The following is a 25,630-nucleotide window of genomic DNA, read 5'->3' as shown; positions in this document are numbered from 1 at the left end:
GATGGAAACTATTGTATTAGGTGTAAGTATGTTCATCGCTATCGTTGTGGTGTTGGTACTTATCATCATTGCAGCGAAATCTAAGCTGGTACCTAGCGGTGACATCATGATCGGCATTAATGGCGATCCTGAAAAAGCAATTAAATCTGCACCAGGCGGTAAGCTGTTAGGCTCACTGGCTGATGCTGGCATCTTCATTTCATCTGCCTGTGGTGGTGGTGGTTCATGCGGTCAGTGTCGCGTCCACGTTCACTCTGGTGGTGGTGACATTTTGCCAACTGAACTTGATCACATCACTAAAGGTGAAGCCCGTGAAGGCTGTCGTCTGGCGTGTCAGGTTGCTGTTAAAACAGACATGGAGATTGAAGTTGAAGATTCAATCTTCGGTGTGAAGAAGTGGGAATGTACTGTTATCTCTAACGATAACAAAGCAACCTTCATCAAAGAGCTTAAACTGGCTATTCCTGACGGTGAGGTTGTACCTTTCCGCGCGGGTGGTTATATCCAGATTGAAGCGCCTGCACACCATGTTAAATATGCAGACTTTGATATTCCTGATGAGTATCGTCCGGACTGGGAGCGTTTTGGCTTCTTCAAGCTGGAGTCTAAAGTAGACGAAGAAACGATCCGTGCATACTCAATGGCGAACTACCCAGAAGAGTACGGCATTATCATGCTGAACGTACGTATCGCAACTCCGCCGCCTAATAACCTAAGCCTGCCTTGTGGTAAGATGTCATCGTACATCTGGTCACTGAAAGAAGGCGACAAAGTCACGATTTCTGGCCCATTCGGTGAATTCTTCGCGAAAGACACTAATGCAGAAATGGTCTTCGTTGGTGGTGGTGCAGGTATGGCGCCAATGCGTTCACACATTTTCGACCAGCTTAAGCGTCTTAACTCTGATCGTAAGATGTCTTTCTGGTACGGTGCACGTTCTAAGCGTGAAATGTTCTACGTGGAAGACTTTGACGGCCTGCAGGCTGAAAATGATAACTTCCAGTGGCATGTTGCACTTTCCGATCCTCAGCCAGAGGATAACTGGGAAGGCTACACAGGCTTCATTCACAACGTACTTTATGAAAACTACCTGAAAGATCATGAAGCACCAGAAGACTGTGAATTCTACATGTGTGGACCACCGATGATGAACGCGGCGGTTATCAACATGCTGAAAGACCTGGGTGTTGAAGATGAAAACATCCTGCTTGATGACTTCGGTGGTTAAGCTGAAATACATATGATCTTAAAGTGGTTTTTAAGATAAAATATAAGCCCCTTAGCAGTTTTGCTGAGGGGCTTTTTTTATGGGTAATGCTCCGTACAGAGCGGGGGTTACTGGCAATTGAATTCCAAGGGATGACACTGATGCTAAGACAGAGCCAGTTTTGTTTAGTTTTTTTATTGAGCATGCTGCTTGTGGCATGTGGCCAGGCAAACAAATCAGCTGAACCTATTGTGCTACAGGGCAGTACAATGGGCACAACCTACAACATTAAGGCTTTTCCCCAGCAAAGCACACTGACTAAAGAGCAGTTACATACTGAGGTTGAGACCGCGCTAAAAGCGGTGAATCAATCTATGTCGACCTATATTCCAGATTCAGAGATCAACCAGTTCAATCGCCTGGCTGCTAACCAGGTCATGCCTGTCAGTGAGGACTTCAGAAAGGTGGTGGCTGAGTCCATTCGCCTGGGTCAGTCTACAGAAACTCTGGATGTAACCATGGGGCCGCTTATTGATTTATGGGGATTTGGCCCGGACAAGCGCCCGACCAAGCGACCTTCCGATCAACAGCTGGCGCAGATGCGCGAAGAAATTGGACTGGATAAGCTCATTTTAACCGATGCGGGCCTGGCAAAAACTCTGGACCACCTGGAGCTGTCTTTTTCAGCAACTGCGAAGGGCTACGGCATAGATAAAGTGGCCGAACTCATCGAGTCTCACGGTATCACGAACTATATGGTGGAAATTGGCGGCGAGCTGAGACTGTCGGGTACTAAGCCGGGTGATGAGCCCTGGCGCATCGCCATTGAGAAGCCAGATGCACCGGTTGGACAAAGACAAATTCACAAAGTGATTGAGCCGGGTAAGAACAGTGTGGCGACGTCAGGCGATTATCGTATTTTTTATGAAATGGATGGTGAGACCTTTACCCACCTGATCGATCCGGGTACGGGTAAACCTGTCAAACACGATCTGGTGTCTGTGACGGTATTACACCCTTCTGCGATGACGGCTGATGGACTCGCGACAGCGCTAACCGTGATGGGGACGGAACGTGCCAGAGCCTACGCCGAGTTACATAACTTAGCGGTCTATTTGATCAGCAAAAGTGATGACGGTCTGAAGGTGTATGCCAGCAGCGCATTCAAGCCTTATTTATAAGCGGATCTGTGTTGCGAACGTTTCAACTTAAGCGCGTTTAGTTATATAATGAGCACAATTCACCGTCACACATCCACACCTGTGGATGAATATGCAAAAGGGGCCTGAGATGTCACTATTTTTACTTACCTTCGGATTGCTGTTGTTGATCGCCGTTGCGATGGCGGTAGGCGTTATAGTACAGAAGAAATCAATGGCCAGTAGTTGTGGTGGACTGGGCTCCATGGGCATCGACAAGATCTGTGATTGTGACGACCCGTGCGACAAACGCAAGAAGCGTCTTAAGAAAGAGCAAATGTGGAAAGAGAATCAGATTCTTTAATCCGCTGCTTCCATCAAAAACGCAAGCCCAGGCTTGCGTTTTTGCGTTTCTGGCCCCCGAATAAATGAGCCCTAACCCAATGCAACAAACCTTGTACTTTATTCGCCATGGTGAGCCACTTGAAACCGGTCGTTTGCTTGGGCGCACAGATATGCCGGCAAGCGTATCGGGTAATGAACAGGTCTTTGCCCGCCTTCAGGTGTGTGATCCGATAGCTCAGGTGATTAGCTCTCCGCTGCAGCGGTGTCAGACAGTGGCGCGCGCGTTTTGTGAATCAGCCGGTTTGCCACTCCAGGTTGACCCCAGACTCAGTGAAATGGATTTTGGCGACTGGGACGGACAAAGCTATGAGGCGCTCTGGCAGTCAACACAGTCGCCCGGAATTGGGGATTTCTGGCAGAGCCCGTGGCAGCATACGCCACCAAACGGTGAGCAAATGTCAGCATTTCACTTACGCTTAAGTGACTGGTGGCAGGAGTTCACAACAACGCCCTCATTTCAGAGCACCGCCATTGTTACCCATGCGGGGGTGATTAAACAGTTGCTGGCGATCTGGTTAGGTTTACCAGAGGGCTTTGATAGGCATTTATCTCATCTCGAGATAGGCTATGCCAAAGTGATTAAAGTAATCGTCTTCTTTGATGACACCGGTCGTGCCTGGCCGAAAGTTGTGTTTTAGACGTCTGGACTTCATAATAGGCACTAAATCTAGAATCGTATTGTATTGGCAGTCATTGGGAATGAGGTGCAAACCCTCAGCTGTCCCCGCAACTGTAATGGACTTTTGGTCTGAAGCCAGATACCAAGGCCAATACCTACACTTAAGCGGGCGCACTTAAGTCAGTACAGAAGGCCAGTCGTAGCAATGCGAGTGGCCAGCTCTGCTGCCGTCCGTATTTGAGGCGGTATGACTTCACCACAAATCTCCGTACACAACCTGAGCCTGAACCTCGGCAATAAGCCTGTGCTGAGCGGATTAAATTTTGCTATCGCGCGCGGTCAGTTTATTGGCCTGATTGGGCCAAACGGGGCGGGAAAATCCAGCTTATTACGCTGCCTGTATCGTTACTGGGAGCAGACTGAGGGCGAAATTCTCTATGCGGGTAAACCTGTGTCTGACTACCCCCGCCGGGCTTATGCGCGTCAGGTTGCGGTTGTTTTACAGGAGATCCCCAGTCAGTTTAACCTGGCGCTGTTTGAGGTGGTGGCGATGGGGGTCACACCACATAAAACCCTCTTTAGCACAGTCAATGCCGACGATAAGCTGCGTATTTTAGAAGCCATTGAGCGTGTGGGCCTGAGCCACAAGGCGCAGCAGCAGTTTGACTCCCTGTCCGGTGGCGAAAAACAACGAGCAATGATAGCGCGGGCTATGGTTCAGCAACCTGAGCTGTTAATAATGGACGAGCCAACCAGTCATCTCGATGTGAAATACCAGATCCAGATCATGGAGCTGGCTAAAGCCATGGGGGTGACTGTGATTGCCTCTTTTCACGACCTAAACCTGGCGGCAGCGCTCAGCGATGAGTTGCTGGTGCTGGCACAAGGCACACTGGTGGCTCAGGGCACACCTCTGGATATCATAACCCCCGACTTACTCAGCGACATTTTTGGGGTGTGTGCCGAAGTAGAAACGGTACCCGGACTTCATCGCAGTGCACCGGGTGTGCCTCACATTCGTTATCATTATGGGTATCAGTTATGAAGGCTTTGCTGATACCTGGCCTAATTTTGGCCTGCATCTTCAGCTTGCTCTGTGCGCTGTCTGTCGGCGCTGTATCTCTGAGCTGGGGTGAAGTCTGGCAGGCACTGAGTAACTATGATAGCAGCATACTGACCCAGAAAATTGTGGTAGAGCTGCGATTACCCCGCACCCTACTGGCATTCTTTGCCGGTGCCGGGCTGGCCATTGCCGGGCTTATTTTGCAAACAGTTACCCGAAACCCGCTGGCCGATCCTTACTTATTTGGCATCTCCTCTGGCGCCTCATTTGGTGTGGTGTTGCTGGTAGCGCTGTTTGGTGTGCAAAGTGCGCTGGCGTTGTCCGGTGCCGCGTTTGCGGGCAGTGCTGTGGCAATGGGTCTGTTGCTGCTGATTGCCTTTCACAAAGGCACCGCCCTGGTTGAAAACATGTTGTTGTCGGGTGTCGCTTTGACCTTTTTATTCTCTGCCTTTACCAGTTTGCTGTTGTACTGGAGCGATCCGCAAGCCATCAGCGCGATTATATTCTGGAGCCTGGGTAGTTTCAGCCGCGCAGACTGGCAATGGTTGTGGCTGCCTGCATTGGTTGTTTTAGTCGGTTGTGTTTTGATGCTGTTAATGCGCCGCAGCCTGAATGCCCTGCTGGTTGGAGATGAGAGCGCGGTCACACTGGGGGTGAATGTCCACCGGCTCAGGCTGGGCATGTTAATTTTGGCATCGATGTTAACGGCCGTGATTGTCGCGGCCTGCGGTGGCGTCGGCTTTGTGGGCCTGATGATCCCCCATATCGTGCGCTTTTTTATCTCTCAGGTTCGCACTGTGGGTATGTTAGCGACGGCCTTATCAGGTGGACTCATGATGCTGTGGGTCGATGTACTTGCCCGTACCCTGATAGACAATCAGGAGCTGCCGATTGGGGTGATCACCTCAGCGATTGGCAGCGTGTTTTTCTTATCGCTGTTAATCGCCAAAAAGCGTGCCGCCAGCATCTGATCTAACCGGAGACTTTATGATCCCACAACTCAACCGCCAGCATGACACGCATATTCAGCACACCATAGAAATGAAGACTAAGCCTCAGGGCGCTTTGGGCAAGCTTGAAACGCTGGCACATCAGCTGGTCACGATTTTAAGTCAGGGCATGGAGCGCAGTCAGCTTGAAAGCGAAAGGCCAGATATCGTAAGGCCTCAGATGCTGATCTTTGCCGGCGATCATGGCATTGCAGGCGAAGGCGTTTCCATTGCACCCAGTGAAGTGACCGCCCAGATGGTGGCTAACTTTGCCACTGGTGGCGCGGCCATTAATGTTTTATGCGCTCAGCTTGGCTGGCAACTGAGTGTGATTGATTGTGGTATTTTGACGCCACCGGCGCCTGAGCTGAATGTGGTGTCGCAGCGTCTTGGTAATATCACCCGACCTTTGCACCTTGAACCAGCACTGAGTGAAGCGCAGTTGGATCAAGGCCTGGCATTAGGTCAAGAAGCGGTAAAGCCAGCACTGGCATCAGGCACTAACTTATTTGCATTGGGCGAAATGGGGATCGGCAATACCACCGCCGCGGCGGCCATTTTTTCTGCCCTGAGCGGGCTAACAAGTGCCGAAACGGTCGGGCGAGGCACCGGCGTCAGCAACGAGGTGGTAGAGAAAAAGCAACAACTTATCGAGCAGGCTTTGCGATTACATCGTGAGGCATTGCATGACCCACGTGAAGTATTGCGCCGTTTAGGTGGGTTTGAAATATGTCAGATGGTCGGCGCCATGCTGGAGATTGCCCGTGCTCAGAAGATCGTTCTGGTGGACGGTTTTATTGCGACAGCCGCGGCCATGCTGGCTTATCGGATTGCCCCTGCGTGTAAAGATTATATGGTTTTTGCCCATTGCTCAGGTGAGCAGGGGCATCAGGCGATGCTGAACTGGCTCAATGTTGAGCCGCTGCTTAACCTGAACATGCGGCTCGGTGAGGGCACCGGTGCCGCACTGGCCTTGCCCCTGTGTCAGAGTGCGCTGGCGTTTTATTATCAGATGGCCAGCTTCGAGGCCGCGGCCGTCACTCAGGTGGTTGAACCCTCATGAATGCGCTGAGACAATTTAAGCTGGCGGTGATTTTTCTGACCCGTATTCCCGTTAAAGTGACGGGCGAGGTCAGCGAGCAGGATATTAATCAGGCCAGTGGCTACTTTGCCTGGGTGGGCGTGTTATTGGGTGCTCTGCTGGCCCTTATCTACTTATTGCTGAGCAGCTTCTTGCCCGAAGGCATGGCGGTATTGCTCACGCTAGGCGGCGGACTGCTGATCACCGGCGCATTCCATGAAGATGGCTTTGCCGATGTCTGGGACGGCTTTGGAGGCGGCTGGAGCGTGGCCGACAAGCTGGCCATTATGAAAGACAGCCGCCTTGGCACTTATGGTGCTGCCGCATTGATCATCTTGCTGCTTAGCAAATATCAGGCTTTGCTGGCACTGAGTGAGCGCGCCCTTTATGTCTGCGGTGCGCTCATTCTTGCCCATGGCCTGAGCCGGGCTATGGCGACCAGCCTGATCGGTAAACTGGACTATGTGCAGGCGGATGCGCAGAGTAAAGTGAAGCCGGTTGCCCAGTCTCTTGCCTATGAAAGTAAACAGTTACTCTACGTTTGTGGCTTTGCTTTGCTGATAGTGAGCTGGTTAGCCGGGCTGTTTACGTTATGGCAAAGCATCGCGCTGCTTGGTGTACTTTGGCTATGCCGCACGATTTGTATTTACTGGTTTAAGCGCCAGCTTGGTGGCTATACCGGAGACTGTCTGGGCGCGGCGCAGCAACTGGGTGAGGTCGCTGTGTATCTATTTTGCCTGGGTGTCTGGTTATGACAGGACGGGTGGAATTGCTCCTCGGCGGGGCTCGCTCAGGAAAAAGCAGGTTAGGTGAGCAAAGAGCCAAGCGCTGGCTGAGTGACGGCGAAGTTACCCGGCTAATTTATGTGGCCACGGCACGCCCCGGGGATGAGGAAATGGCCGCGCGGATCGCCCATCATCAGGCAACGCGCACCAGGCACTGGCAGCTAGTCGAGGAGCCCTGGGCATTAGATCAGGTTTTGAGCACGCTTGGCCCCAATGATGGCGTATTGATTGACTGCCTGACGTTATGGCTGACCACAGCGCTGTGCGACTACAGCAACTCGGCATTTCAAAGCAAGCGCGCGGCGCTGCTGAGTGCCCTGAAATCCAGCCATGCACAGATTATTCTGATCAGCAATGAAGTGGGCCACGGCATCGTGCCGCTTGGCGAGTTGAGTCGCCGTTTTGTTGATGAAGCAGGCTGGTTACATCAGGACATTGCCGCACTGGCGGATAAAGTCGATTTTGTGATGGCGGGTCTGCCGTTGACACTTAAAGGAGGGGAGCTATGAATACGTTAATGGTGCAGGGCACCACCTCTGATGCGGGTAAAAGCACGCTGGTAGCTGGCTTGTGCCGGGCATTACAGCGCCGTGGCGTTAAGGTCGTTCCGTTTAAACCACAAAATATGGCACTTAACAGTGCGGTCACACCAGATGGTGGCGAGATTGGCCGGGCTCAGGCGCTACAGGCCATGGCCGCTAAAGTACCGCTCAGTACCGACCTCAACCCCATCTTACTTAAGCCGAATTCAGATACCGGTGCCCAGGTCATCGTACATGGCCGAGCGCTGAGCAACATGGAAGCGGCGGGCTATCATGACTACAAAAAAGTTGCGATGCAGGCGGTACTGACCTCACACCAAAGGCTCAGAGAACAGTATGCACTGTGTGTGGTAGAAGGGGCCGGGAGCCCGGCGGAAATTAATCTGCGAGAGAACGACATTGCTAATATGGGATTTGCCTGTAAGGTAGATTGCCCGGTGATCATCATTGCGGACATCGACAAGGGTGGCGTGTTTGCTCATCTGGTTGGTACCCTGGCGCTGCTGAGTGAATATGAGCAATCTCTGGTTAAGGGGTTTGTGATCAACCGCTTTCGCGGCGATATTGCCTTACTGCAAAGCGGCCTGGACTGGCTGGAGCAGCATACCGGTAAACCTGTATTGGGCGTGCTGCCTTACCTGCATGATCTGGCGCTGGATGCCGAAGATGCCGTGACTATGGCCAATCGCATCGACAGTCCTGAGGTCAAAGTAGCGGTACTGCTACTGCCACATATTAGTAATCACACCGACTTTGATACCCTGCGATTAGACCCCAAAGTGGACTTGCGTTATGTGCGCCACACCGAAACCATAGGCGCAGCCGACTTGGTGATCATTCCCGGCAGTAAAAATGTCCTTAATGACCTGGCCTTTTTACGCGCAGAAGGCTGGGACCTTGAGCTGCAACGCCATGTACGTTACGGCGGCAAGGTGCTTGGGATCTGTGGCGGATTTCAAATGTTGGGCAATAGCATTTGCGATCCGGAGCAGGTTGAATCGACGCTGGGCGCTATTAAAGGCCTGGGACTGGCGGAATTTGATACCGAACTGACGCGTAATAAAACCCTGACTCAGGTGCAGGCAAACTGCCTTTTAAACGCACAGCAAACGCCATTGAATGGCTATGAGATCCACTGCGGGATCAGTCAGGGCCCGGCACTGGCGCAGCCATTTTTACAGTTTGTTGCACATCCATCAGGGTGGCAAGTTGATGGGTTTATCAGTGAGGACAACCAGCTGGCAGGCACCTACTTGCACGGACTGTTTGACAGTCCCGAGGGGCTAACCTGTGTACTACACTGGGCAAGCGAAGGTCGCTACAGTGGTGGCGGATTCAATCTGGCTGAGCATCGGGAGCAGCAACTTGAGCGGCTGGCAGATATGTGCGAAACCCATTTAGACATAGATAAAATTCTGGCAATTAGTGAGCAGAGGACAACATGAGCGAACACAATCAGGACAAACACAAGGCAAGACAGCAAAAAGTAAAAGAGCAGGTCGATGCCAAAATCGAGCAGGCACAGGAAGAAAAAGGCATATTGCAGGTGATCACCGGCAATGGCAAAGGTAAGTCGACTTCAGGGTTTGGTACCGTGGCTCGCTGCGTGGGCCATGGCATGAATGCAGCGGTTGTGCAGTTTATTAAAGGCATGTGGGAGTGCGGCGAGCGTAACTTGCTGGAGCGTGCGGGGGTGCCGTTTGCCGTTATGAAGACGGGCTTTACCTGGGAGACACAAAATCGCGAAACAGATACCCAGGCGGCACAGGACACCTGGCAGCAGGCAAAGCTGTGGTTGCAAGACGAGAGTATCGATCTGGTGCTGCTGGATGAACTCACCTATATGGTCAGCTATGACTATCTTGATTTGGATGAAGTGATTGAGGCGCTGGAAAACCGCCCTGCGATGCAGTCGGTGATCATCACCGGTCGGGGTGCACATCGTCGCCTGACTGAACTGGCCGATACCGTCAGTGAGGTGCGCAATGTGAAACACGCGTTTGAAGCGGGGATCAAAGCACAAAAAGGATTCGACTTTTGATGAACAAGGTCCTTATCATCATCTGGCTGAGCATGGTATTCTTGTTGACTGCGATTTCAGCGAGCGCAGATGATAGCTCCTCGCCGCCTGCCAAACGGATTGTGGCTTTGGCGCCACACATAGTCGAGAACTTATATGCCATTGGCGCAGGGGAGCGCATCGTCGGGACCGTGGAGTACGCGGATTTTCCGGCTGAGGCCAATCAGATCCCCCGTATTGGCGGTTATCATGGCATTGCACTGGAGAAATTGCTGGCTTTGTCGCCCGATCTGGTGATTGCCTGGCAGGGTGGCAATCAACAAGCCGACCTGGATAAGCTTGAGCAGCTTGGCATCAAAGTGGTGTACAGCAAAACCAAAGATTTAAAACAGATCCCGCACTCGCTGCGCTGGCTGGGTCAGTTAACCGCTCTGGAAGATAACGCTGAGCAAGTGGCCCGACGCTTTGAGCAAGGCCTGGTAAAATTGCTGGAACGTTATCGCTCGGCCGCGCCTGTATCTGTTTTTTACCAGCTATGGCCTGCGCCTATGATGACAGTCAATGGTACCACCTGGATCCATCAAACCCTGGAGGTGTGTGGAGCCAGCAACGTATTTGCTGATGCCACCACGGCATATCCGCAGATCAGTATCGAAAACGTGCTGCATACTAAGCCACAGGTGATAGTGATCCCGCAGGAAAAGTCCAAAAAAGCGCAGCCAAAAATAGACTGGCAAAAGTGGCCAGAAATCCCGGCTGCCAAGCATCAGCAATACATAGAAGTGAACGCCGATCTATTGCACCGATATACCAGCCGGGTGCTTGAAGGACTGAGCGGATTATGTGATAAACTGAATGCTTCGCGAACTTACTATCAGAAACTCACAATAACTGGGAACTAAACATGACAACCTGGAGTGACGTGCTCGGGCACGAAAAACAACAAGCGTATTTTCAGGACACCCTAAACTATGTTGCCGAGCGTCGGGCGCAGGGCGTCACTGTCTATCCTCCTGAGGACTTTGTGTTTGAGGCGTTCAAGGCGACCCCTTTTGATCAGGTCAAAGTGGTGATCCTGGGACAGGACCCTTACCACGGACCGAATCAGGCTCACGGACTGTGTTTCTCTGTGTTGCCAGGAGTCAAGGCGCCGCCATCGCTGGCCAATATGTATAAAGAACTGGCACAAGACATCGCGGGCTTTCAAATCCCTGACCACGGCTATTTGCTGCCTTGGGCAGAGCAGGGCGTACTGCTACTCAACACCGTACTGACGGTGGAGCAGGGACAGGCACACTCGCATAAGCATCTCGGCTGGGAGCGCTTTACCGACGCCGTGATTGCACAGCTTAACCAACACAGCGAAGGGGTTATTTTCTTGCTGTGGGGCGCGCATGCGCAAAAGAAAGGCAAGGCAATTGACCAGCAACGTCATCACGTGTTGCACGCACCTCACCCATCTCCGCTGTCAGCGCATCGCGGTTTTTTTGGCTGTCAGCACTTCTCGCAAACCAATACGCTATTACAAAGCATGGGCAAAACGCCCATTGACTGGCAAGTCTGAGCTCAAACTTAGGCAACAAAAAAGGCGCAAAATGCGCCTTTTTTGTTAAATAAAGTCAAGTTCGTCCAGGTCAATGCTGTCTGCGAAGATATCCAGTTCTTCCAATTCCTTACGCAGGCGTTGTTTGTCTTTCAGCGCTTCAATTTCACGCCACTTTCTTTTTTTGCCTTTTGCTGAGGTTCTTCTCTTTGGTGCAGGACTTTCTAGTGTTGAAATAAAATCGTCTAGGCTATCCATGAATTTCTCCTATTGATGTACTAACCTCAAAGATTTGTGTTTACGCATTACCCAATTTGAATGAAAAACACACTTCAAGTAATGCTGGTATACCACAGACAAGAGAAAAGTAAAATAAAAATGTGTCTGGCAGGTTAAAAGCAGGTGACAGTTTGATGAAGCTCAAATTTGCTTCAAGTTATGCTGGAGTCAGGAAAATAAAGCGCTGGCGGGCAGGAAGGTGCAGAACGGAGTGATAAATCGTCGGGAATAAAAAAACGCCACACAAGGTGGCGTTTTTCGCATTATATGCTTTGTGCTTATAGCGCTTTGAAGCGTGCTTCCAGAGTTTCCTGAGCCGCAGCAAAGGCACGAATACCTTCAGCCAGTTTTTCAGTGGCCATGGCATCCTGGTTGTGCAACCAGCGGAACTCGCTTTCGCTCAGAGGTGCCGGTTTAGCAACAACCTCATACTCGCTGTCCAGCAGGTATTCTTCTGCAGCTGGCAGCTCACCCAGCTCTTCTAGCAGTGCCGGGCTGATAGTCAGCTTGTCACAGCCGGTCAGTGCAACAATCTCGCCGGTGTTACGGAAGCTTGCACCCATCACAACCGTGTTGTAGCCATGACGTTTGTAAAATTCAAAGATACTGCGTACAGACTGTACGCCTGGATCTTGTAGTGGATCAGTCGGCTTTTCCAGGCCATTGGCGACGTGCCAGTCCAGAATACGGCCAACAAATGGCGAGATCAGGAACACGTTAGCATCGGCACATGCACGGGCCTGCGCCTGACTGAATAGCAAGGTCAGGTTACATTTCACGCCTTGCTTTTCCAGCGCTTCTGCGGCTTTGATGCCTTCCCACGTAGACGCGATTTTAATTAAAATCTTGTCTTTGCTGACACCCAGCTGCTCATAGAGCGCCAGTAGCTGCTGTGCTTTGGCAATGGTTGCTTCGGTATCAAACGATAAGCGTGCATCGACTTCGGTTGAAATATAGCCAGGTACAATATTGGCAATCTCTTTACCAATCAGTACGGCAAAGTAATCACAAGCCAGTTCCAGTTGTTGTGCCGCGTCGTCATGCTGACTTTTGGCGTAATCCCAGGCTGCTTTCAGGTAGTCCTGATAAGCAGGCATCTCGGCTGCTTTTAAAAGCAGAGACGGGTTAGTGGTGGCATCTTCCGGTTGGTGTTTACGGATTGCCTCGATATCTCCGGTGTCGGCGACGATAGATGAATGCTGTTTTAGCCTATCTAATGCTGAAGTCATGCTGTCCTCATTCCAATTCATAGCAGCGTGTCAAAAAGTCTACTTTTCCTATGTTGCATTACCGTGACCTGTGTGAATAGGTCATATGTCCGTATTTGCGAGGTCACTTCACGAGAAAATCCGAATGCTGGATGCAAGAGCGCATTTCGTCAGTCGGGGTTTGCGTGACGAACTGCAAACAGGCTGGTCTGCCAGCAACTGGGCAAGCAGTGTCGAACCCCCGCTGAATATTGCGCTTGCGCTCACCGGGGGATAGTGTTGAAATTGACATTTATCAATAGTTAAGTCAATAGGCAGGCCATGATCACTCTCGTTTCCCCGGCAAAAAATCTCGATTATGATACTCCGGCGCATACCGCGCGTTTTACCCAGCCCGAACTGCTCACACACAGTGAAGAATTGATCCACGTGTGTCGCGACTTATCACCGCAACAGATAGGCACGTTGATGAAGATCAGCGACAAGCTGGCGGGTCTGAATGCGGCGCGTTTTGCCGACTGGTCGCAGCCTTTTACTCCCGATAATGCCAAGCAGGCTGTGCTGGCGTTTAATGGCGATGTGTACACCGGCCTGGATGCAGCGAGTATGGATGACGCAACACTGGACTATGCACAGCAACATTTGCGTATTTTGTCTGGCCTTTATGGCGTGCTTAAGCCACTTGATCTGATGCAAGCGTATCGCCTTGAGATGGGCACTAAGCTGGATAATCCGCGCGGCAAAAACCTCTATGAATTCTGGGGCCGTATCATTGCCGACAAGCTTAACGAAGCGCTGGCAGAGGCGGATAGTCAGGTGCTGATCAACTTGGCATCAAATGAATACTTTAAAGCGGTAGACAAAAAGGCACTCAAAGCCGAGATCATCTCGCCTGTTTTTAAAGACTGCAAAAATGGTCAGTTCAAGGTCATCAGTTTTTATGCCAAAAAAGCCCGCGGCATGATGGCGCGTTACATTCTGGACAACCAGGTCGAGTCTCCCGAGGCATTAAAAGCGTTTGATGTGGCGGGTTACTACTACAGCGAAGAAGCCACCCAAAAAGCCAATGAGCCGGTGTTTTTGCGCGCTGAGCAAAACTAAGCAGGAGTAAAGCATGATGACTAAAGGACTAGGGTTAAGTGTAATTATGGGCTTACTGGCTGGCTGTCAGGGTCAGTTCAGTACGCAGGCTGGTGGCGTTATTGTAACATGCGAGCATAATGAGCGTGCCTGTGTGCAGCGCTGCCAGGACGATTATGTCAGTGCTGATCCGCTTCAGGCACGGTGTATTCAGCGTTGTTATGAACAGGCGAATCAATGCCGTGTGAGCGCGCCTGCTGAGCGTAAAACTATCCCTCCTGAGTGGGAGTGATAACCCGCGTAAGGGCGACAAGCCCTCTTCTCAGATCTTTGGAGCGCTATCTCATTGAATAAAAATGTCTTGCTGCTGGCCTGCTGTCAGGGCCTGATCACCACGGGAAATATTCTGCTGGTGACCATCTCTGCGCTGGTGGGGCAGCTGCTCAGCCCGTCGGCGGCGCTGACTACTTTGCCTGTGGCTATGCAGATGGCAGGGTTGTTGATGGCGACCATTCCGGCCTCGCTGATCATGGCTAAAACCGGTCGCAGACTGGGCTTCTCACTGGGTAATCTGGTCGGGATCAGCGGCACCTTGCTGGGTGTCTGGGCGCTCAGAGAAAGCGATTTTGCGCTGTTTTGTGTGGCGACCACTTTGATTGGTATCGGTATTGGTTTTGCCACCTTGTATCGATTTGCCGCCATAGAGGCCAGTGACAAGCCCGCTACGGCCATTTCGACTATTATGGCCAGTGGTGTGGTGGCAGCGATTTTAGGACCGAATCTGGCCGTCTGGGTCAATGAGGTATACCCGGCGCTTAATTATGCCAATTCATTTGTTGCGCTCAGCGGCTTGTATGTGCTCGCCTTGCTGCTGCTACAGGGCGTACGCTTTACGGAAGTGGATCCACATACCACTGAAGCACCCGCCCGGACACTGAAAGAAATCGTAGCACAGAAGCAGTTTCAGCTGGCGGTGCTGGTGGCCATGATCAGTTATTCCGTGATGAATTTTCTGATGACAGCAACGCCGCTGGCCATGCATCGTCATGGCTTTGATCTGGCAGATTCCGCACTGGTGATTGAGTGGCATGTGCTGGGCATGTTCCTGCCGTCGTTTTTTACCGGCAAGCTGATTGAACGCTTCGGGGCACGCGTTATGATCCTGTTAGGCTGTGTGTTGTATCTGGCGAGTGCCGGTATTAACCTGCTGGGCGTGAGCCACTGGCATTTTTTACTGGCCTTATTTGCCCTTGGCGTAGGCTGGAACTTTATGTTTATCAGCGCCACACAATTGGTCAGTCAGACGTATGCGCCGCAGGAGCGTGCCAAGGCACAAGCCTGTAATGAATTTCTGGTCTTCAGCATGGTGGTGGCATCCTCACTGAGTGCTGGATTCCTGGAAGCCACGGTGGGCTGGCAGACGCTCAACTTGTGGAGCATGCCTGTGGTGGTGGCCGCTTTAATAGCCACCCTTGTGCTGTCCAGAGGCAGTGTTACACCTGCACGTTTACCGGCAGGCTGAGGTAGGCAAGCACCACTTCATCGCGAAACAGGATATCTTGATGTTTGCCCTCGTTGCGGTAGTGCTGGCACATGGCCTGGGCACTGCGTGTCTGCGTTTTTAACAACTGGCTTGGCATATCAACACTGGCCGCGGCGCTGAGCCATTTGTCGGTGAGTGCCGGTGGCGGCGCAGGCAAGGTGGGCAGCATCCGCTCGACCAGCTCAAAGGCACTGTCGCGTGCCAGTAGCAGCATGTCGTCGTTGGCGGCGGCAAACCAGCTGACACCGGTATGGCTCACACACACCAAAGGCAAAAACGGCGCCAGTGCCGGGAAAATCTCATTACGATAGACGTCGACCTCCCAGTAGCTGCGAGCGATTTTAACGAATTGCTCAAAGCTGGTAATGGCACCAAACCCTGACTCTGCGAGTAAACGGATCTCGACCCGGGGTTTATTGGGGTTGACGGTATCATTGGCTGCATCCAGGTACCAGGGGCCGACCACCAGCGCATTCTGAAAATACTCATCACGCAGCGAGCCCCATACCGGCTCGAGCGTCAGGCCGCTATCCAGTAGCGCTTTGAGCGGTTGTAGTGGTGCGGCAACTGGCTCTTTTGCCAGCTCAGCTTTGAGCAGCTCCTGGATAGCATTGCGGACTTCTTTACAGCGCCCAAGCGGATAAGGCTTGCCCGCAAAGATGGGATACTTTTGTGCCAGTGCGGGGTCAATCTTCAGGCGTAAATGGGCCAGATACACTTCCAGATCGGTGACTTGTTGTGCTGTGAGCATCGGGGTTCCTGCATCAGTGAGTACTGTATGCAGTGTAACCCCGTGTCTGACAAGATAAAAGCCGTTGGCTTATTTTATACAGCTGATCAGATAGCTGAGAATAGCATCCGGTTGAGCTGGATCGCGGCTATAATCCGGCAGGTAGGCCGGTTTATCCAGTAACTGACGTTCAACCAGCATGTCTATAGCATCCAGCTGTGCCAGCCCGGTTTTGCCCAGATAAAGATTATCGAGCGAGCGCTGCTGCGACAGCTTCACCACGTCTCTGAAGCCTTTCAGATATAGATGGTCTTTGGTAAACCCGCCACCGCGAAACACCCGGGTCGTCAGGCCAAATGCCTCGGCGCTGCCCAGGTAGCTGGTATCACGCAAAAACTCATACACCTGATAAAACTGCTCACCTTTGACCATTTTATCCACCGCCAACACCCGCAGCGCCAGGGTTTTCAGGCGCATCAGGTTGATATTCCCCGACTGGAACTCACGGAAAATCGCCAGGCCTTCCTGAGTATAAGTGTTGCCCGGCAGGCCCAGGCGCAGCAGATGCAGCGGCTGTTGCTCGGCATTAAGCGTGGTGAGCAGGTGCACACCAATTTCATGTTCAATCAGCGCTCGCACATCCAGTTCAGAGAACATCGCCGTGCTGTTAACCAGCAGGGTTTTCTTGCCATTATCCACCATGGCCTTGGCCACCAGCTTAGTCGACAGGCTCACCTTACAGGGCAGCTGCATCTGTGCAATGGCCTGCTCAAACCGGCCCAGTGCCTGCTCGGCATTGATGGTTTTTGGGGCCGCCGGTTGTGGCTCAGTGGCATGAATGATAAAGCGCGCGTTGGCGATGTCATCGACACTCGGTTCACCATAGTAACGCAGCGAGTTATACAAGAACTGCTCTTTGCCGACCTGAGTGATCACGTCAATTTTTGTGGCAAAATTATCAATCAGCTTGCGATAAATGTCTTTGATCAGCGGATCGCCGATGTCCGCCACGGGCAGGCGATAGAGCTGCTCTTTAAATTCATAGGGATCCATGCGCAGCGGGCGATACTTAAACTGGGGCCGGTAATGGCTTTTGTTAAAGAATCGGCGCTTTTCCTGAGCAATGTTCGTTGGGTTCACATAATGCAGGGTGTCCAGGTTACGGGCCAGTTTATACAGCGCCAGATCGACCGCCTTAATTGCCGGATCTATATGTTGCTGAACATGGTTAAACTGCACCATGGCTTTGGAGCAATAGCGTTTAATAAAAAACCGCGCGGTCTGGGTCAGGGCAATATGCAGATTGCGTTTGAGCTTTTCGAACACCAGCGGATAGAGCTCTCCGGTCAGCTCATCCATAAAGAACTTACGCACTTCCAGCGGCAGGATCAGGGTGTTTTTGTATGTTTTAGTGACAAACGTGGCCTGGTAGCCGTCTCCCTGAAACACGCTGTTTTCGGCAAAGCTCAGCGGCGCGCCCTGAAACTTCTTGCGGCACAGCTGCTGCCTGAGAGTATTAAACACCGGACGCCAGCGTAGCGCATCAAGCTGGGCAGTGCCGAGGTTAAAGTCGGGCGCAAAGTCATACTGGCGAACCTGCCAGTTGTAGCTGTGAATGTCGAACACCAGACAGGCACCGAACTTTTTCTCCAGTGTATCCAGTACCAGCTTAAGCACCTGATAGTAGGCCGCATGTTTAGACAGACTTAGATCGCGCTCGGTGCCATCGGGCTGCAGTTGCCAGACTTCTTTGCCCCACGCCTGAGTATAAATGGCTTGCTGCGGTGCACGGTTAAGATCGTACTCGTAACGGGAGTCACGGGCTATCAACACAATCGGCATGGCATCAATCAGCTCGCCGGTGTGGGGATCTTCCTCTTCAAAACGGGCCTGCTCGCTCAGCGCCATATTGCCGTGCAAGGAAGTCCGCAAGCGGCTTCCGGCATGGACGGCTGTCGCCACATAAGGCACATATTCGCGAATGTGCAAATACACGGCACCGCCGGCCACTTCCCCTTCAAAGGGTTGCTGGGCGGCAAGGGCCGCGACCAGCGCTTGTTCAGACTGCATGGGCATCTTCAATTACCTGACGAAATGCATTTTTACGATGGTTTACCAGCTCTTTGGCATGCACCACACTTTCAACAAAGTCGATCACTTGCACCTGTAGGCGGGTGCGGTTCAGACGGTTGATACGAGAGATCCCGCCCGGACTGAGCACATTCACCTCAATTAGCTTGCCGCCAATTACATCAATGCCCACAAAGTACAGGCCATCACGTACCAGTTTAGGGCCTATGTGTTTACACAGTGCTTGTTCCTGCGCGGTCAGTTTATGCTTAACCACTTTGCCACCGGCGTGCACATTGGCACGTACTTCATTACTGGCCGGAATCCGTTTCATCGCTCCAATGGGCTCGCCATTGAGCATCAGGATCCGCACATCGCCCTCTGCAGCGCCGGGTACATACTCCTGCAAAATCACATAATTGCTGCCTTTACCAGATTCATCGCCACCAATATAAAACTCCAGCAGAGAGCTGAAGCTCTGCTTGGCGCTTTTTTCCAGCACAATGACACCACGACCACCGTAGCCGTCGAGTGGCTTGAGGATCATTTTGTCGCAGCTGGACTCGGCGAAGATCCGCTCCAGGTACTCTTTGTTTTTTGACACATGGGTGGCTGGAATAAACTCACTGGCGGTGCCCTGGAAGGACGCGGTATACAACTTATTGTTGGCAATACGCAGCCCGTCGATGTCGTTCACGATAAAAGTATCGTCGCGCACAGAGTCAAGAAAGTTCATGGCCATGGTATCGAGCGGCGGATTGGCGCGCATAAAAATCACATCAAAACCGGCCAGCGGTAACTGAGTACGCTTAAACTGGGCTTTGTTGTAAAAACTGACGAAGTTGTCGGAGACCTTGTCCTGCTTGACGAACACATCGCAAAACGCGCTCGCAACGCTGTCGCGGATGGTCAGGGCATTGACTGTGGTAATGGCAACAATGTGATTGCGCGACACCGCTTCGTGGATCAGGCGCAGGGTACTGTCGTTCTCGGCGTCAACCCGCTCCCACGGGTACATAATAAAACAAATTTTCACTGTCGGAATAGATCACTTAATCAGGCTTATTTTTGGCGACTATAACGACAAAAGCTGTGCTTAGCTCGCGAGTTATTTTTATCGTCAGGATAAAAAATAAAGGGAGTAATAAGGGCTGGAAGGAAAAATGCAGGACGCCGGGCGGCGTCCTGATATGGCTCTGGTCAGGCTACTTTTTCTTTTTCGCTTTGACTTTGGCGGCCTTTTTCTTGGCTTTGATTTTTGCCGGATCTTTTTTCTTTTTCGGCAGCTTAGCTTCTTTGTGTTTTGGCTCCAGGCCTTCGATCACCCGGCGTTTTAGTTTCTGCTCCGTATAGCGCTCAACCTTACCGAGGATCTCAGCATCATGGGCCTCAACCAGTGAAATAGCGGTGCCTTTTTTACCGGCACGACCGGTACGGCCAATACGGTGGACATAAATGTCGGCGGTCCGCGGCATATCAAAGTTAATCACATGGCTGATATCCGCAACGTCGATACCACGTGCCGCCACATCGGTGGCGATCAGAATGCGGGTGCGACCACTGTGGAAGCTGGCCATGGCGGCCATGCGCTTGTCCTGTGGCATTTCACCACGCAACCAGGTGGTTTTGATGTCCTGGGTGTATAGCTCGCCAACCAGTGTTTCGAGACGCTCGCGGGTTTTGACAAACACAATGGCTTTAGTGACGTCTTCACTTTGCAGCAGGTTGGCCAGCATCGCCAGTTTATGCTCGTAATCATCGGCCAGATGGATCCACTGATGAATTTTACCTTTTTCTTTGCGTGATGATTCGGCTTCAAGTAGCGCCGGATCTTTTAAGATACGCTCGGCAAACAGCTCAACACTGTCGCCCTCCAGGGTCGCTGAAAACAGGAAACACTGACGGCGGTTTTTCGCTTCGTTGCAGATCTTGAGCATTTCTTTTTTAAAGCCCAGGTCCAGCATGCGGTCGGCTTCATCAAGGATCAACAGCTCAACGTTATCGGCATGGAAGTTCTCGGTTTCGAGGTATTCCATTAAACGCCCCGGCGTGGCGATCAGAATATCGTTGTTCTTTTCGAAGATCTCTTTGTGACTGCCGTAGTTGATCCCCCCGGTCACCACCCCGATTTTCAGGTGCGTGCCTGCTGCCAGCGCTTCGCATTGCTCAAACACCTGGTAGGCCAGCTCGCGGGTCGGCGTCATGATCAGCACACGGGCAAACCCCGGGTCGCGACGCGGAAAATCCATCAAATACTGAATTGCCGGGATCAGGAACGCGGCTGTTTTACCTGTGCCCGTTGGTGCGGAAGCAAGGATATCGCGGCCCATCAGGGCCTCAGGAATGGCCAGCTGTTGAATGCTGGTGGCTTGCTCAAAGCCCATTTTTTTTATGGCAGTCAGTAGTGTGCCGTCGAGATCGAATTCAGTAAATTGCATAGTGCATCACAAATAAAGGACAATAGCGGAATTATACTTGGCAATCCGGGTTTCTCAAAGGAGCAAAATGGCAGGCTTTGCATTTAAGCAATTTACGGTGGCGCAATCGCGCAGTGCAATGAAGGTGTCGACCGATGGGGTGTTATTCGGCGCCTGGGTTTCTGTGGCCGGTGCCCAGCGCATGCTCGACATTGGCGCAGGCACGGGGTTACTGAGTTTGATGTGCAAACAGCGCGCCCCATCGTTGGCTATAGATGCGGTTGAAATTGATGCACAGGCCTCTCTGGATGCAAAGGATAATATTTGCGCCAGCCCCTGGGAGGGAATTTGTATACACCAGGCACCCATTCAGGCATTCGTCTCGGACCAGTCTTATGATTTGGTGATCAGCAATCCTCCGTACTTTAACCACAGCTTAAAAGGGCCGGATGCCGCTCGTAACACTGCGCGCCATACCGACAGCCTGAGCTTTGTGCAGCTTATAGACGCATTTATGTGTCACAGTCACGCACGAGGTCGGCTGGCGGTGATTTTGCCAGCTCAGGAAGGGCACGATTTTATTGCACTGGCTGTTCAGCGCGGTCTATATCTGGCACGCCGTTGTAATGTGTCCATGACGCCCGACAAACCTGTGAGCAGGCTGATGCTGGAATTCCACCGCAACCAAACCACGCAGGAGCTGCACAGTCTGTGTGTGAGAAACAAAATGGGGGAGTATAGCGAGGCGTTTATTGATCTGTGTCGTGATTTTTATCTAAAAATGTGACCCAAATCGGCGGCGTAATCGGCATTCATGCAGTAATCTTATGTAATATCTAAGATGTATTAACAACGCTACACTCGCAAATCATCAAATAAGACCAAACTGGGTCAATGCATGCCCAGTGCAAGGAGCCGATAATGGACCAAGATACTCAAATCATCTGTGACTTTCTGAGCGACATTAATTTGCCCTATGCGCTTTGCCCTGTTGAGGGCGAGATGTTTATGCCGGGACTACAAATCGTACATGGCGTACTGCATATAGACGTTGAACAGTTGGTTTGTCCCGGGGACATACTCCATGAAGCCGGCCATATCGCGGTGTGTGAGCCGATATTCAGGCCACAGCTACACAAAGACGTTTATAAAAACGGGCTCAAAAATGGGCGCGAAAAACAAGCGATGGACGGTGAAGAAATGGCGGCAACGGCCTGGTCTGTAGCGGCCATTAAGCACCTCGGGTTACCAATTGATCTGGTGTTCCCGGAAGACAGTTATCGGGGCATGAGCCAGTCTCTGAAGGAGACATTTCAAAATGGGGGAATATTTGGCGATCCGCTGTTGACGGCTTGGGATATGACCTGTCCGGATCAAGGGTTTCCTAACATGACTAACTGGATGAGGGAAGTACGTTGGGTGCATGAATTGCCTGAGGCACTGGCTGAAGCCTGAAGAAATTTTTAGCTGTTCTACTATAACCCTCAGAGCAGTCTTATTTCGAACGCTCTGAGGGAAGAGAGTCATGCCTGACCGTGCTGACGTATTTTGGTCAGAAAATCAGAGATATCTACGGAGCAAAAGGTCACCATTGCAAAGAATTGGTTGAGTTTAGGTTGGCCAACATCGCGTTCCCAGTTTTCATAGGTTTTACGACATACACCAAGCTGAGTGGCCATTGCTTGTGTTGTCACGCCTTTGTTCTTTCTTAACTTCCTGAGATCATCACCGGTAATGTATCGGGAAAAAAAGTCCATAGTGGTAGTTCCTTTGTTTATTGTTGTAAAGGTAAAGCCGGGTTGGTTCTATGCTCTTTGCCGCATTGTCTGACAGTCACTTTCCCGGACGCCTATTGCTATTTCCTGCAATGGGTAATTTGTAACTCAGATCGCAATGAAAAAAATAATAATGTGCGACTTTTTTGTAGGTTATGAATTGATTCATTTACAGGCCCTGTAATGCGTAAATCATAAAGAAATATTGGGCATCTTGTTCAGAGGGAGCAAAGGCGTATTTGAGTCTTACGAAGCTATCGTCGAGATATTGGCAGTGTAGAATTTAAAATGATGAACTGATTACAGCGCGTGTGTTGTTAGCAGCGTATTTATACTGACAGACAAGGCAGTTAAGAGCGCGATTAGTCTGACTGAAAGGCTGTAGTGCTGGCTAATGTGTTCATTAGCCAGCACCTGTTGCGTTATTTAATGTAGTACTTCAGTACATCCTGTTCTGGGTGAGAATACAGGGTCGCATACGGCCAGATGGTAAATTGTCGCTCCGGATTGCCATTAAAAATCGCCGCACCGGCAATATCCCATTGATAATATCCGGTATTATCGGCTAGTTGCGCCATGGTGAAAGTGCCGCTATCGACATAACTACAGGGCACCCCCGTGGGCTCAGACCTGAAAATATTCAGGCCTTCAAGGTGAGGGGTGTTGTCGAAAGTGGCCGTTAAGTCTGCGGCGGTGTTGTCCAGTAGCCCCTGGCATCCAACGCCTGTTGGGTTGGTGACATTGAAGGCCGAGATCATCGATACTTTACTGTGCTCATCAACAAACATCATCCCTTCGGTCATAGCCGCGCGCAGTGCCTGCCACCTTGAGGATTCCAGCACCCCATATTGGTCGACTCTGACAGGCTCACGGATCAGTTTTCTGTAAATACCATCGGCATGGTTGGCGAACAGCGTCCAGCCACCGCCCAGGGTCTCCATATCGCAATACGCCACAAACGGTGCGACACTGCCATCCCCGTCCGGGTCTATCGTGTAATAGCCTGACTGGCTGGTCGGATTGGTTTGTTGAATGTCATGACAGGTTTTGCCCTGTGCCTGTGGACTGTTATTGGCAAATTCATCAATAAAGAAGCCGTAATATTCCATTTCGTCGATTTGAGTATAGTCGCCAGAGCCATGGGTGCTCAGCACCAGCAGTCGGAAGCTGCTTCCTAAAGCAGCCTTCGAGAGTTTAACGTGGCTGGTCCCTTTTTCCATCGTAATGGTTTCATGATCGGTGAACGTGATGCCATCGTCTGACACCTGAACAATTACTTCTTTGGGTGTCCGTGGTGAAAATTCTGCGTGCTTCATCGACACCTGAGTGCTAAAACCGGTGATCACAGCTCTTCTGGCAAAGGAGACTTGCAACCACTCGTTGCTGTTGGTTGGGCCAAGCCAGATCCCGTGCGTCAGCATTTCACCTGCCTGAGGGTTAATTTTCGGATTTGGATCCGTGTAATACAGATGGCCGTCAAATGCGCCAGCCGGACTGAACTGGTTAACGGTGCCACTGGCGCTGTAGTTACCCGGTGAAAGTGAATTCGTGTAGACCAGCGCAATGTTATTATTGGCGCCCGTGGTATCACCATCGGTGACAACCGGACGGGAAAGACTCAAATCTTCAAAGTGACAGAAGTACTGGATAGCAGGTGCGCCACCGGGTCCGTCTGCATCAATCAGATATAAATTGGACGTAGCAATTGGATCACTGAGGGCAATGCTTTCACAGCTGATCCCGTCGCTGGGGTACACTTCCTGATTGAGGACATTGACCATATCGAGTAAACGGGCATATTTGGCTTCCAGTGACTGGCTGGCGTTATCAACATAGCGCTTAGTGACCAGATGGTTTGGTGCTATCGGGTCATTGGCTATGGCATTTCCAATGACCTCAAGCGCTGCACTGGGTGACTGGGTGCCGACACCCACAGAGACATTGGTAGAGACTGATGAAGCAGCATCGCGCCAGTGTGTGGTGCCAGGCAGGCCTTGATCCCCTTTCGGGCCCTGGATACCCTGGTCGCCTTTTGGCCCTTGTACACCCGGCTCACCTTGTGGTCCTTGTACTCCTTGTAAGCCCTGCGGACCCTGTGGCCCCTGTAGTCCTTGTTCACCTTGCAGACCTTGCTCGCCCTTTAATTCACTCCAGAGTGTTCCATCACAGCTGAAAATCTGCTTTTGTACGCTGCTGTAATATATTGAGCCTGTGTGCTCAGGGTTACAGGGCACTGGTGCACTGGCATTGGGCGTTAACCTCAGGGCGCCGGGTATTTCCAGATTAGCCTGCGCCAGTGGTTCAAACAATGCAGGATAGCTACTGGAGTCGGTTGGATCGGTACTAGCCAGAAACTCAGCTAAGTTACTGGCATTATCCTGATCTATATCCGTACCTGCATCAGTTGCATCTGCCGGATTGAGTCCATAGCGAATTTCCCACTCATTGGTCATGCCATCGCCGTCATCATCCAAGGGCTTAGCCATGCTGACAACAGAGATGGCGTCTACGTCAATGGTGTTGGCATCAATGCTGATATTGTGTATTTCCAGTGCCATGGTATCAGTTAACTCAGCAAGTGCGCGATGCGTCTCGGTCGGCTCAAATGTCACATCAAGTTGGACAAATGCCCCCTCGACTAAGGTGAGTTCAGGAGTTACATCGATAAAGTGTTCTGCAATGCGAAAGCCAACTCTAAAGTTGGCCGGGTTAACACTGGCGCGCACACCTAATTTAGCTTGGATCCTGTAGTCGCTGGTTAAACTCAATGGCACAGGCAGGGCCTGGCTCAGGGATGCACCCTGACCAATGAAGGCGACGTTATTTACAGCCTGATGATCGGCGTAATGAGCTGCGGAAAGGTTAATGATCCCGGCCTGGCTATCGGAAAATGTCCAGATATCAGAGGTGTGGCTTAGTTGTGCTTCAGCCAGTGCTTGTTGTTCGAACTGGCCATCCTGTACCAGTTCGGTTGCCGATGCATGCCAGCCCAGGGTGGCAAGCATCAAAGGTAACACTTGTTTTTTCATATTTTTTCCTGTGTAGAAGTAGAGTTGGATTAATGTGCGATGAATAGTGTACAGGATTACGTATTAATGATTGCTATAAATGTTTTTTGTCATTCTTTGGTGTGGT

The 25,630-nt window shown here is 51.4% G+C and carries 27 protein-coding genes and 1 riboswitch; of the genes, 19 read left to right on the top strand and 8 right to left on the bottom strand.

Annotated elements, in window-relative coordinates; all coding sequences use genetic code 11:
- Position 1: 1 nt before the first annotated feature.
- The 13 genes from nqrF (at position 2) to ung (ending at position 11,414) form a co-directional block, all read left to right on the top strand.
- Positions 2-1,228, top strand: coding sequence for an NADH:ubiquinone reductase (Na(+)-transporting) subunit F (gene nqrF / locus TW77_RS00295; protein WP_046002968.1), 1,227 nt, complete (start codon positions 2-4; stop codon positions 1,226-1,228).
- Between the two features lie 182 nt (positions 1,229-1,410).
- Positions 1,411-2,388, top strand: a complete 978-nt coding sequence (locus tag TW77_RS00290) for an FAD:protein FMN transferase (RefSeq protein WP_240479441.1) — start codon at positions 1,411-1,413, stop codon at positions 2,386-2,388.
- A 109-nt stretch (positions 2,389-2,497) separates the two neighbouring features.
- Complete coding sequence (gene nqrM, locus TW77_RS00285; protein WP_046003082.1) at positions 2,498-2,710, top strand: (Na+)-NQR maturation NqrM; 213 nt, start codon at positions 2,498-2,500, stop codon at positions 2,708-2,710.
- 64 nt (positions 2,711-2,774) lie between these two features.
- Positions 2,775-3,389 carry a histidine phosphatase family protein gene (locus tag TW77_RS00280; RefSeq protein WP_082078769.1) on the top strand — a complete coding sequence of 205 codons (615 nt, stop codon included), beginning with the start codon at positions 2,775-2,777 and terminating at the stop codon, positions 3,387-3,389.
- 29 nt (positions 3,390-3,418) lie between these two features.
- Positions 3,419-3,537, top strand: a riboswitch (cobalamin riboswitch).
- 80 nt (positions 3,538-3,617) lie between these two features.
- On the top strand, positions 3,618-4,415 hold the full coding sequence (locus TW77_RS00275; protein ID WP_046002966.1) for an ABC transporter ATP-binding protein: 798 nt from the start codon (positions 3,618-3,620) through the stop codon (positions 4,413-4,415).
- Positions 4,412-5,404 carry a FecCD family ABC transporter permease gene (locus TW77_RS00270; protein WP_046002965.1) on the top strand — a complete coding sequence of 331 codons (993 nt, stop codon included), beginning with the start codon at positions 4,412-4,414 and terminating at the stop codon, positions 5,402-5,404. Before TW77_RS00275 ends, TW77_RS00270 begins: the two co-directional genes overlap by 4 nt.
- Positions 5,405-5,420: 16 nt before the next feature.
- Positions 5,421-6,485, top strand: a complete 1,065-nt coding sequence (gene cobT, locus TW77_RS00265; RefSeq protein WP_046002964.1) for a nicotinate-nucleotide--dimethylbenzimidazole phosphoribosyltransferase — start codon at positions 5,421-5,423, stop codon at positions 6,483-6,485.
- Positions 6,482-7,258: an adenosylcobinamide-GDP ribazoletransferase gene (locus tag TW77_RS00260; protein ID WP_046002963.1), complete on the top strand. Its 777-nt coding sequence runs from the start codon at positions 6,482-6,484 to the stop codon at positions 7,256-7,258. The genes cobT and TW77_RS00260 overlap by 4 nt, the downstream gene beginning before the upstream one ends.
- Complete coding sequence (cobU, locus tag TW77_RS00255; protein ID WP_046002962.1) at positions 7,255-7,797, top strand: bifunctional adenosylcobinamide kinase/adenosylcobinamide-phosphate guanylyltransferase; 543 nt, start codon at positions 7,255-7,257, stop codon at positions 7,795-7,797. The genes TW77_RS00260 and cobU overlap by 4 nt, the downstream gene beginning before the upstream one ends.
- A complete protein-coding gene (locus TW77_RS00250) occupies positions 7,794-9,275 on the top strand; it encodes a cobyric acid synthase (protein ID WP_046002961.1) in 1,482 nt (493 codons plus the stop codon). The genes cobU and TW77_RS00250 overlap by 4 nt, the downstream gene beginning before the upstream one ends.
- Positions 9,272-9,871 (top strand): cob(I)yrinic acid a,c-diamide adenosyltransferase, encoded by a 600-nt coding sequence (gene cobO / locus TW77_RS00245; RefSeq protein WP_046002960.1) that lies wholly within the window; start codon positions 9,272-9,274, stop codon positions 9,869-9,871. Before TW77_RS00250 ends, cobO begins: the two co-directional genes overlap by 4 nt.
- Positions 9,871-10,752 (top strand): cobalamin-binding protein, encoded by an 882-nt coding sequence (locus TW77_RS00240; RefSeq protein ID WP_082078768.1) that lies wholly within the window; start codon positions 9,871-9,873, stop codon positions 10,750-10,752. The genes cobO and TW77_RS00240 overlap by 1 nt, the downstream gene beginning before the upstream one ends.
- A gap of 2 nt (positions 10,753-10,754) precedes the next feature.
- Positions 10,755-11,414, top strand: coding sequence for a uracil-DNA glycosylase (ung, locus tag TW77_RS00235; RefSeq protein WP_046002959.1), 660 nt, complete (start codon positions 10,755-10,757; stop codon positions 11,412-11,414).
- A 45-nt stretch (positions 11,415-11,459) separates the two neighbouring features.
- On the opposite strand, the gene TW77_RS00230 is transcribed toward ung, so the two are convergent.
- Together TW77_RS00230 and tal are read right to left on the bottom strand one after the other, a co-directional pair.
- The gene (locus TW77_RS00230) at positions 11,460-11,651 is read right to left on the bottom strand and encodes a DUF3545 family protein (protein ID WP_046002958.1); all 192 of its coding nucleotides are present in this window, start codon (positions 11,649-11,651) and stop codon (positions 11,460-11,462) included.
- 299 nt (positions 11,652-11,950) lie between these two features.
- Positions 11,951-12,901, bottom strand: coding sequence for a transaldolase (gene tal, locus TW77_RS00225; protein WP_046002957.1), 951 nt, complete (start codon positions 12,899-12,901; stop codon positions 11,951-11,953).
- Between the two features lie 124 nt (positions 12,902-13,025).
- On the opposite strand from tal, the gene TW77_RS25900 reads away from it, so the two are divergent.
- From TW77_RS25900 to TW77_RS00210, 4 genes are read left to right on the top strand one after another with little or no spacing between them, the layout of a single operon-like run.
- Complete coding sequence (locus tag TW77_RS25900; RefSeq protein WP_275041919.1) at positions 13,026-13,157, top strand: hypothetical protein; 132 nt, start codon at positions 13,026-13,028, stop codon at positions 13,155-13,157.
- A gap of 44 nt (positions 13,158-13,201) precedes the next feature.
- Complete coding sequence (gene yaaA / locus TW77_RS00220; RefSeq protein WP_046002956.1) at positions 13,202-13,981, top strand: peroxide stress protein YaaA; 780 nt, start codon at positions 13,202-13,204, stop codon at positions 13,979-13,981.
- 13 nt (positions 13,982-13,994) lie between these two features.
- Positions 13,995-14,252, top strand: coding sequence for a hypothetical protein (locus tag TW77_RS00215; protein WP_046002955.1), 258 nt, complete (start codon positions 13,995-13,997; stop codon positions 14,250-14,252).
- Positions 14,253-14,306: 54 nt separating this feature from the next.
- A complete protein-coding gene (locus TW77_RS00210; RefSeq protein WP_046002954.1) occupies positions 14,307-15,482 on the top strand; it encodes an MFS transporter in 1,176 nt (391 codons plus the stop codon).
- On the opposite strand, the gene TW77_RS00205 is transcribed toward TW77_RS00210, so the two are convergent.
- From TW77_RS00205 to srmB, 4 genes are all read right to left on the bottom strand, one after another.
- Positions 15,454-16,254, bottom strand: a complete 801-nt coding sequence (locus tag TW77_RS00205) for a hypothetical protein (RefSeq protein ID WP_046002953.1) — start codon at positions 16,252-16,254, stop codon at positions 15,454-15,456. The genes TW77_RS00210 and TW77_RS00205 overlap by 29 nt on opposite strands.
- Positions 16,255-16,323: 69 nt before the next feature.
- The gene (locus TW77_RS00200) at positions 16,324-18,303 is read right to left on the bottom strand and encodes a flavohemoglobin expression-modulating QEGLA motif protein (protein WP_052712983.1); all 1,980 of its coding nucleotides are present in this window, start codon (positions 18,301-18,303) and stop codon (positions 16,324-16,326) included.
- Entirely contained in the window at positions 18,293-19,339 is a 1,047-nt protein-coding gene (gene gshB / locus TW77_RS00195; RefSeq protein ID WP_046002951.1) for a glutathione synthase, read from the bottom strand. The genes TW77_RS00200 and gshB overlap by 11 nt, the downstream gene beginning before the upstream one ends.
- A 169-nt stretch (positions 19,340-19,508) precedes the next feature.
- Positions 19,509-20,741, bottom strand: a complete 1,233-nt coding sequence (gene srmB / locus TW77_RS00190; RefSeq protein ID WP_046002950.1) for an ATP-dependent RNA helicase SrmB — start codon at positions 20,739-20,741, stop codon at positions 19,509-19,511.
- A 67-nt stretch (positions 20,742-20,808) separates the two neighbouring features.
- Between srmB and TW77_RS00185 the strand changes: the two genes are divergently transcribed.
- Positions 20,809-21,507, top strand: coding sequence for a tRNA1(Val) (adenine(37)-N6)-methyltransferase (locus TW77_RS00185; protein WP_046002949.1), 699 nt, complete (start codon positions 20,809-20,811; stop codon positions 21,505-21,507).
- Positions 21,508-21,641: 134 nt separating this feature from the next.
- Positions 21,642-22,175 carry a hypothetical protein gene (locus tag TW77_RS00180; RefSeq protein WP_046002948.1) on the top strand — a complete coding sequence of 178 codons (534 nt, stop codon included), beginning with the start codon at positions 21,642-21,644 and terminating at the stop codon, positions 22,173-22,175.
- 68 nt (positions 22,176-22,243) lie between these two features.
- Here the strand turns inward: TW77_RS00180 and TW77_RS00175 are convergent, their stop codons facing one another.
- Together TW77_RS00175 and TW77_RS24065 are read right to left on the bottom strand one after the other, a co-directional pair.
- On the bottom strand, positions 22,244-22,477 hold the full coding sequence (locus TW77_RS00175; RefSeq protein ID WP_046002947.1) for a helix-turn-helix domain-containing protein: 234 nt from the start codon (positions 22,475-22,477) through the stop codon (positions 22,244-22,246).
- A gap of 440 nt (positions 22,478-22,917) precedes the next feature.
- Positions 22,918-25,524 (bottom strand): fibrinogen-like YCDxxxxGGGW domain-containing protein, encoded by a 2,607-nt coding sequence (locus TW77_RS24065; protein ID WP_052712978.1) that lies wholly within the window; start codon positions 25,522-25,524, stop codon positions 22,918-22,920.
- Positions 25,525-25,630 lie beyond the last annotated feature (106 nt).

The organism is Pseudoalteromonas rubra, from assembly GCF_000967655.1.
Lineage (GTDB): Bacteria > Pseudomonadota > Gammaproteobacteria > Enterobacterales > Alteromonadaceae > Pseudoalteromonas > Pseudoalteromonas rubra_A.
This window is presented reverse-complemented; position numbering and strand designations above follow the sequence as displayed.

Excerpts from the sequence above, each read along its gene's own strand:
- nqrF (WP_046002968.1), top strand. The coding sequence starts at position 2 with ATGGAAACTATTGTATTAGGTGTAAGTATGTTCATCGCTATCGTTGTG.
- TW77_RS00290 (WP_240479441.1), top strand. The coding sequence starts at position 1,411 with ATGCTGCTTGTGGCATGTGGCCAGGCAAACAAATCAGCTGAACCTATT.
- nqrM (WP_046003082.1), top strand. The coding sequence starts at position 2,498 with ATGTCACTATTTTTACTTACCTTCGGATTGCTGTTGTTGATCGCCGTT.
- TW77_RS00280 (WP_082078769.1), top strand. The coding sequence starts at position 2,775 with ATGAGCCCTAACCCAATGCAACAAACCTTGTACTTTATTCGCCATGGT.
- TW77_RS00275 (WP_046002966.1), top strand. The coding sequence starts at position 3,618 with ATGACTTCACCACAAATCTCCGTACACAACCTGAGCCTGAACCTCGGC.
- TW77_RS00270 (WP_046002965.1), top strand. The coding sequence starts at position 4,412 with ATGAAGGCTTTGCTGATACCTGGCCTAATTTTGGCCTGCATCTTCAGC.
- cobT (WP_046002964.1), top strand. The coding sequence starts at position 5,421 with ATGATCCCACAACTCAACCGCCAGCATGACACGCATATTCAGCACACC.
- TW77_RS00260 (WP_046002963.1), top strand. The coding sequence starts at position 6,482 with ATGAATGCGCTGAGACAATTTAAGCTGGCGGTGATTTTTCTGACCCGT.
- cobU (WP_046002962.1), top strand. The coding sequence starts at position 7,255 with ATGACAGGACGGGTGGAATTGCTCCTCGGCGGGGCTCGCTCAGGAAAA.
- TW77_RS00250 (WP_046002961.1), top strand. The coding sequence starts at position 7,794 with ATGAATACGTTAATGGTGCAGGGCACCACCTCTGATGCGGGTAAAAGC.
- cobO (WP_046002960.1), top strand. The coding sequence starts at position 9,272 with ATGAGCGAACACAATCAGGACAAACACAAGGCAAGACAGCAAAAAGTA.
- TW77_RS00240 (WP_082078768.1), top strand. The coding sequence starts at position 9,871 with ATGAACAAGGTCCTTATCATCATCTGGCTGAGCATGGTATTCTTGTTG.
- ung (WP_046002959.1), top strand. The coding sequence starts at position 10,755 with ATGACAACCTGGAGTGACGTGCTCGGGCACGAAAAACAACAAGCGTAT.
- TW77_RS00230 (WP_046002958.1), bottom strand. The coding sequence starts at position 11,651 with ATGGATAGCCTAGACGATTTTATTTCAACACTAGAAAGTCCTGCACCA.
- tal (WP_046002957.1), bottom strand. The coding sequence starts at position 12,901 with ATGACTTCAGCATTAGATAGGCTAAAACAGCATTCATCTATCGTCGCC.
- TW77_RS25900 (WP_275041919.1), top strand. The coding sequence starts at position 13,026 with ATGCTGGATGCAAGAGCGCATTTCGTCAGTCGGGGTTTGCGTGACGAA.
- yaaA (WP_046002956.1), top strand. The coding sequence starts at position 13,202 with ATGATCACTCTCGTTTCCCCGGCAAAAAATCTCGATTATGATACTCCG.
- TW77_RS00215 (WP_046002955.1), top strand. The coding sequence starts at position 13,995 with ATGATGACTAAAGGACTAGGGTTAAGTGTAATTATGGGCTTACTGGCT.
- TW77_RS00205 (WP_046002953.1), bottom strand. The coding sequence starts at position 16,254 with ATGCTCACAGCACAACAAGTCACCGATCTGGAAGTGTATCTGGCCCAT.
- TW77_RS00200 (WP_052712983.1), bottom strand. The coding sequence starts at position 18,303 with ATGCAGTCTGAACAAGCGCTGGTCGCGGCCCTTGCCGCCCAGCAACCC.
- srmB (WP_046002950.1), bottom strand. The coding sequence starts at position 20,741 with ATGCAATTTACTGAATTCGATCTCGACGGCACACTACTGACTGCCATA.
- TW77_RS00185 (WP_046002949.1), top strand. The coding sequence starts at position 20,809 with ATGGCAGGCTTTGCATTTAAGCAATTTACGGTGGCGCAATCGCGCAGT.
- TW77_RS00180 (WP_046002948.1), top strand. The coding sequence starts at position 21,642 with ATGGACCAAGATACTCAAATCATCTGTGACTTTCTGAGCGACATTAAT.
- TW77_RS00175 (WP_046002947.1), bottom strand. The coding sequence starts at position 22,477 with ATGGACTTTTTTTCCCGATACATTACCGGTGATGATCTCAGGAAGTTA.
- TW77_RS24065 (WP_052712978.1), bottom strand. The coding sequence starts at position 25,524 with ATGAAAAAACAAGTGTTACCTTTGATGCTTGCCACCCTGGGCTGGCAT.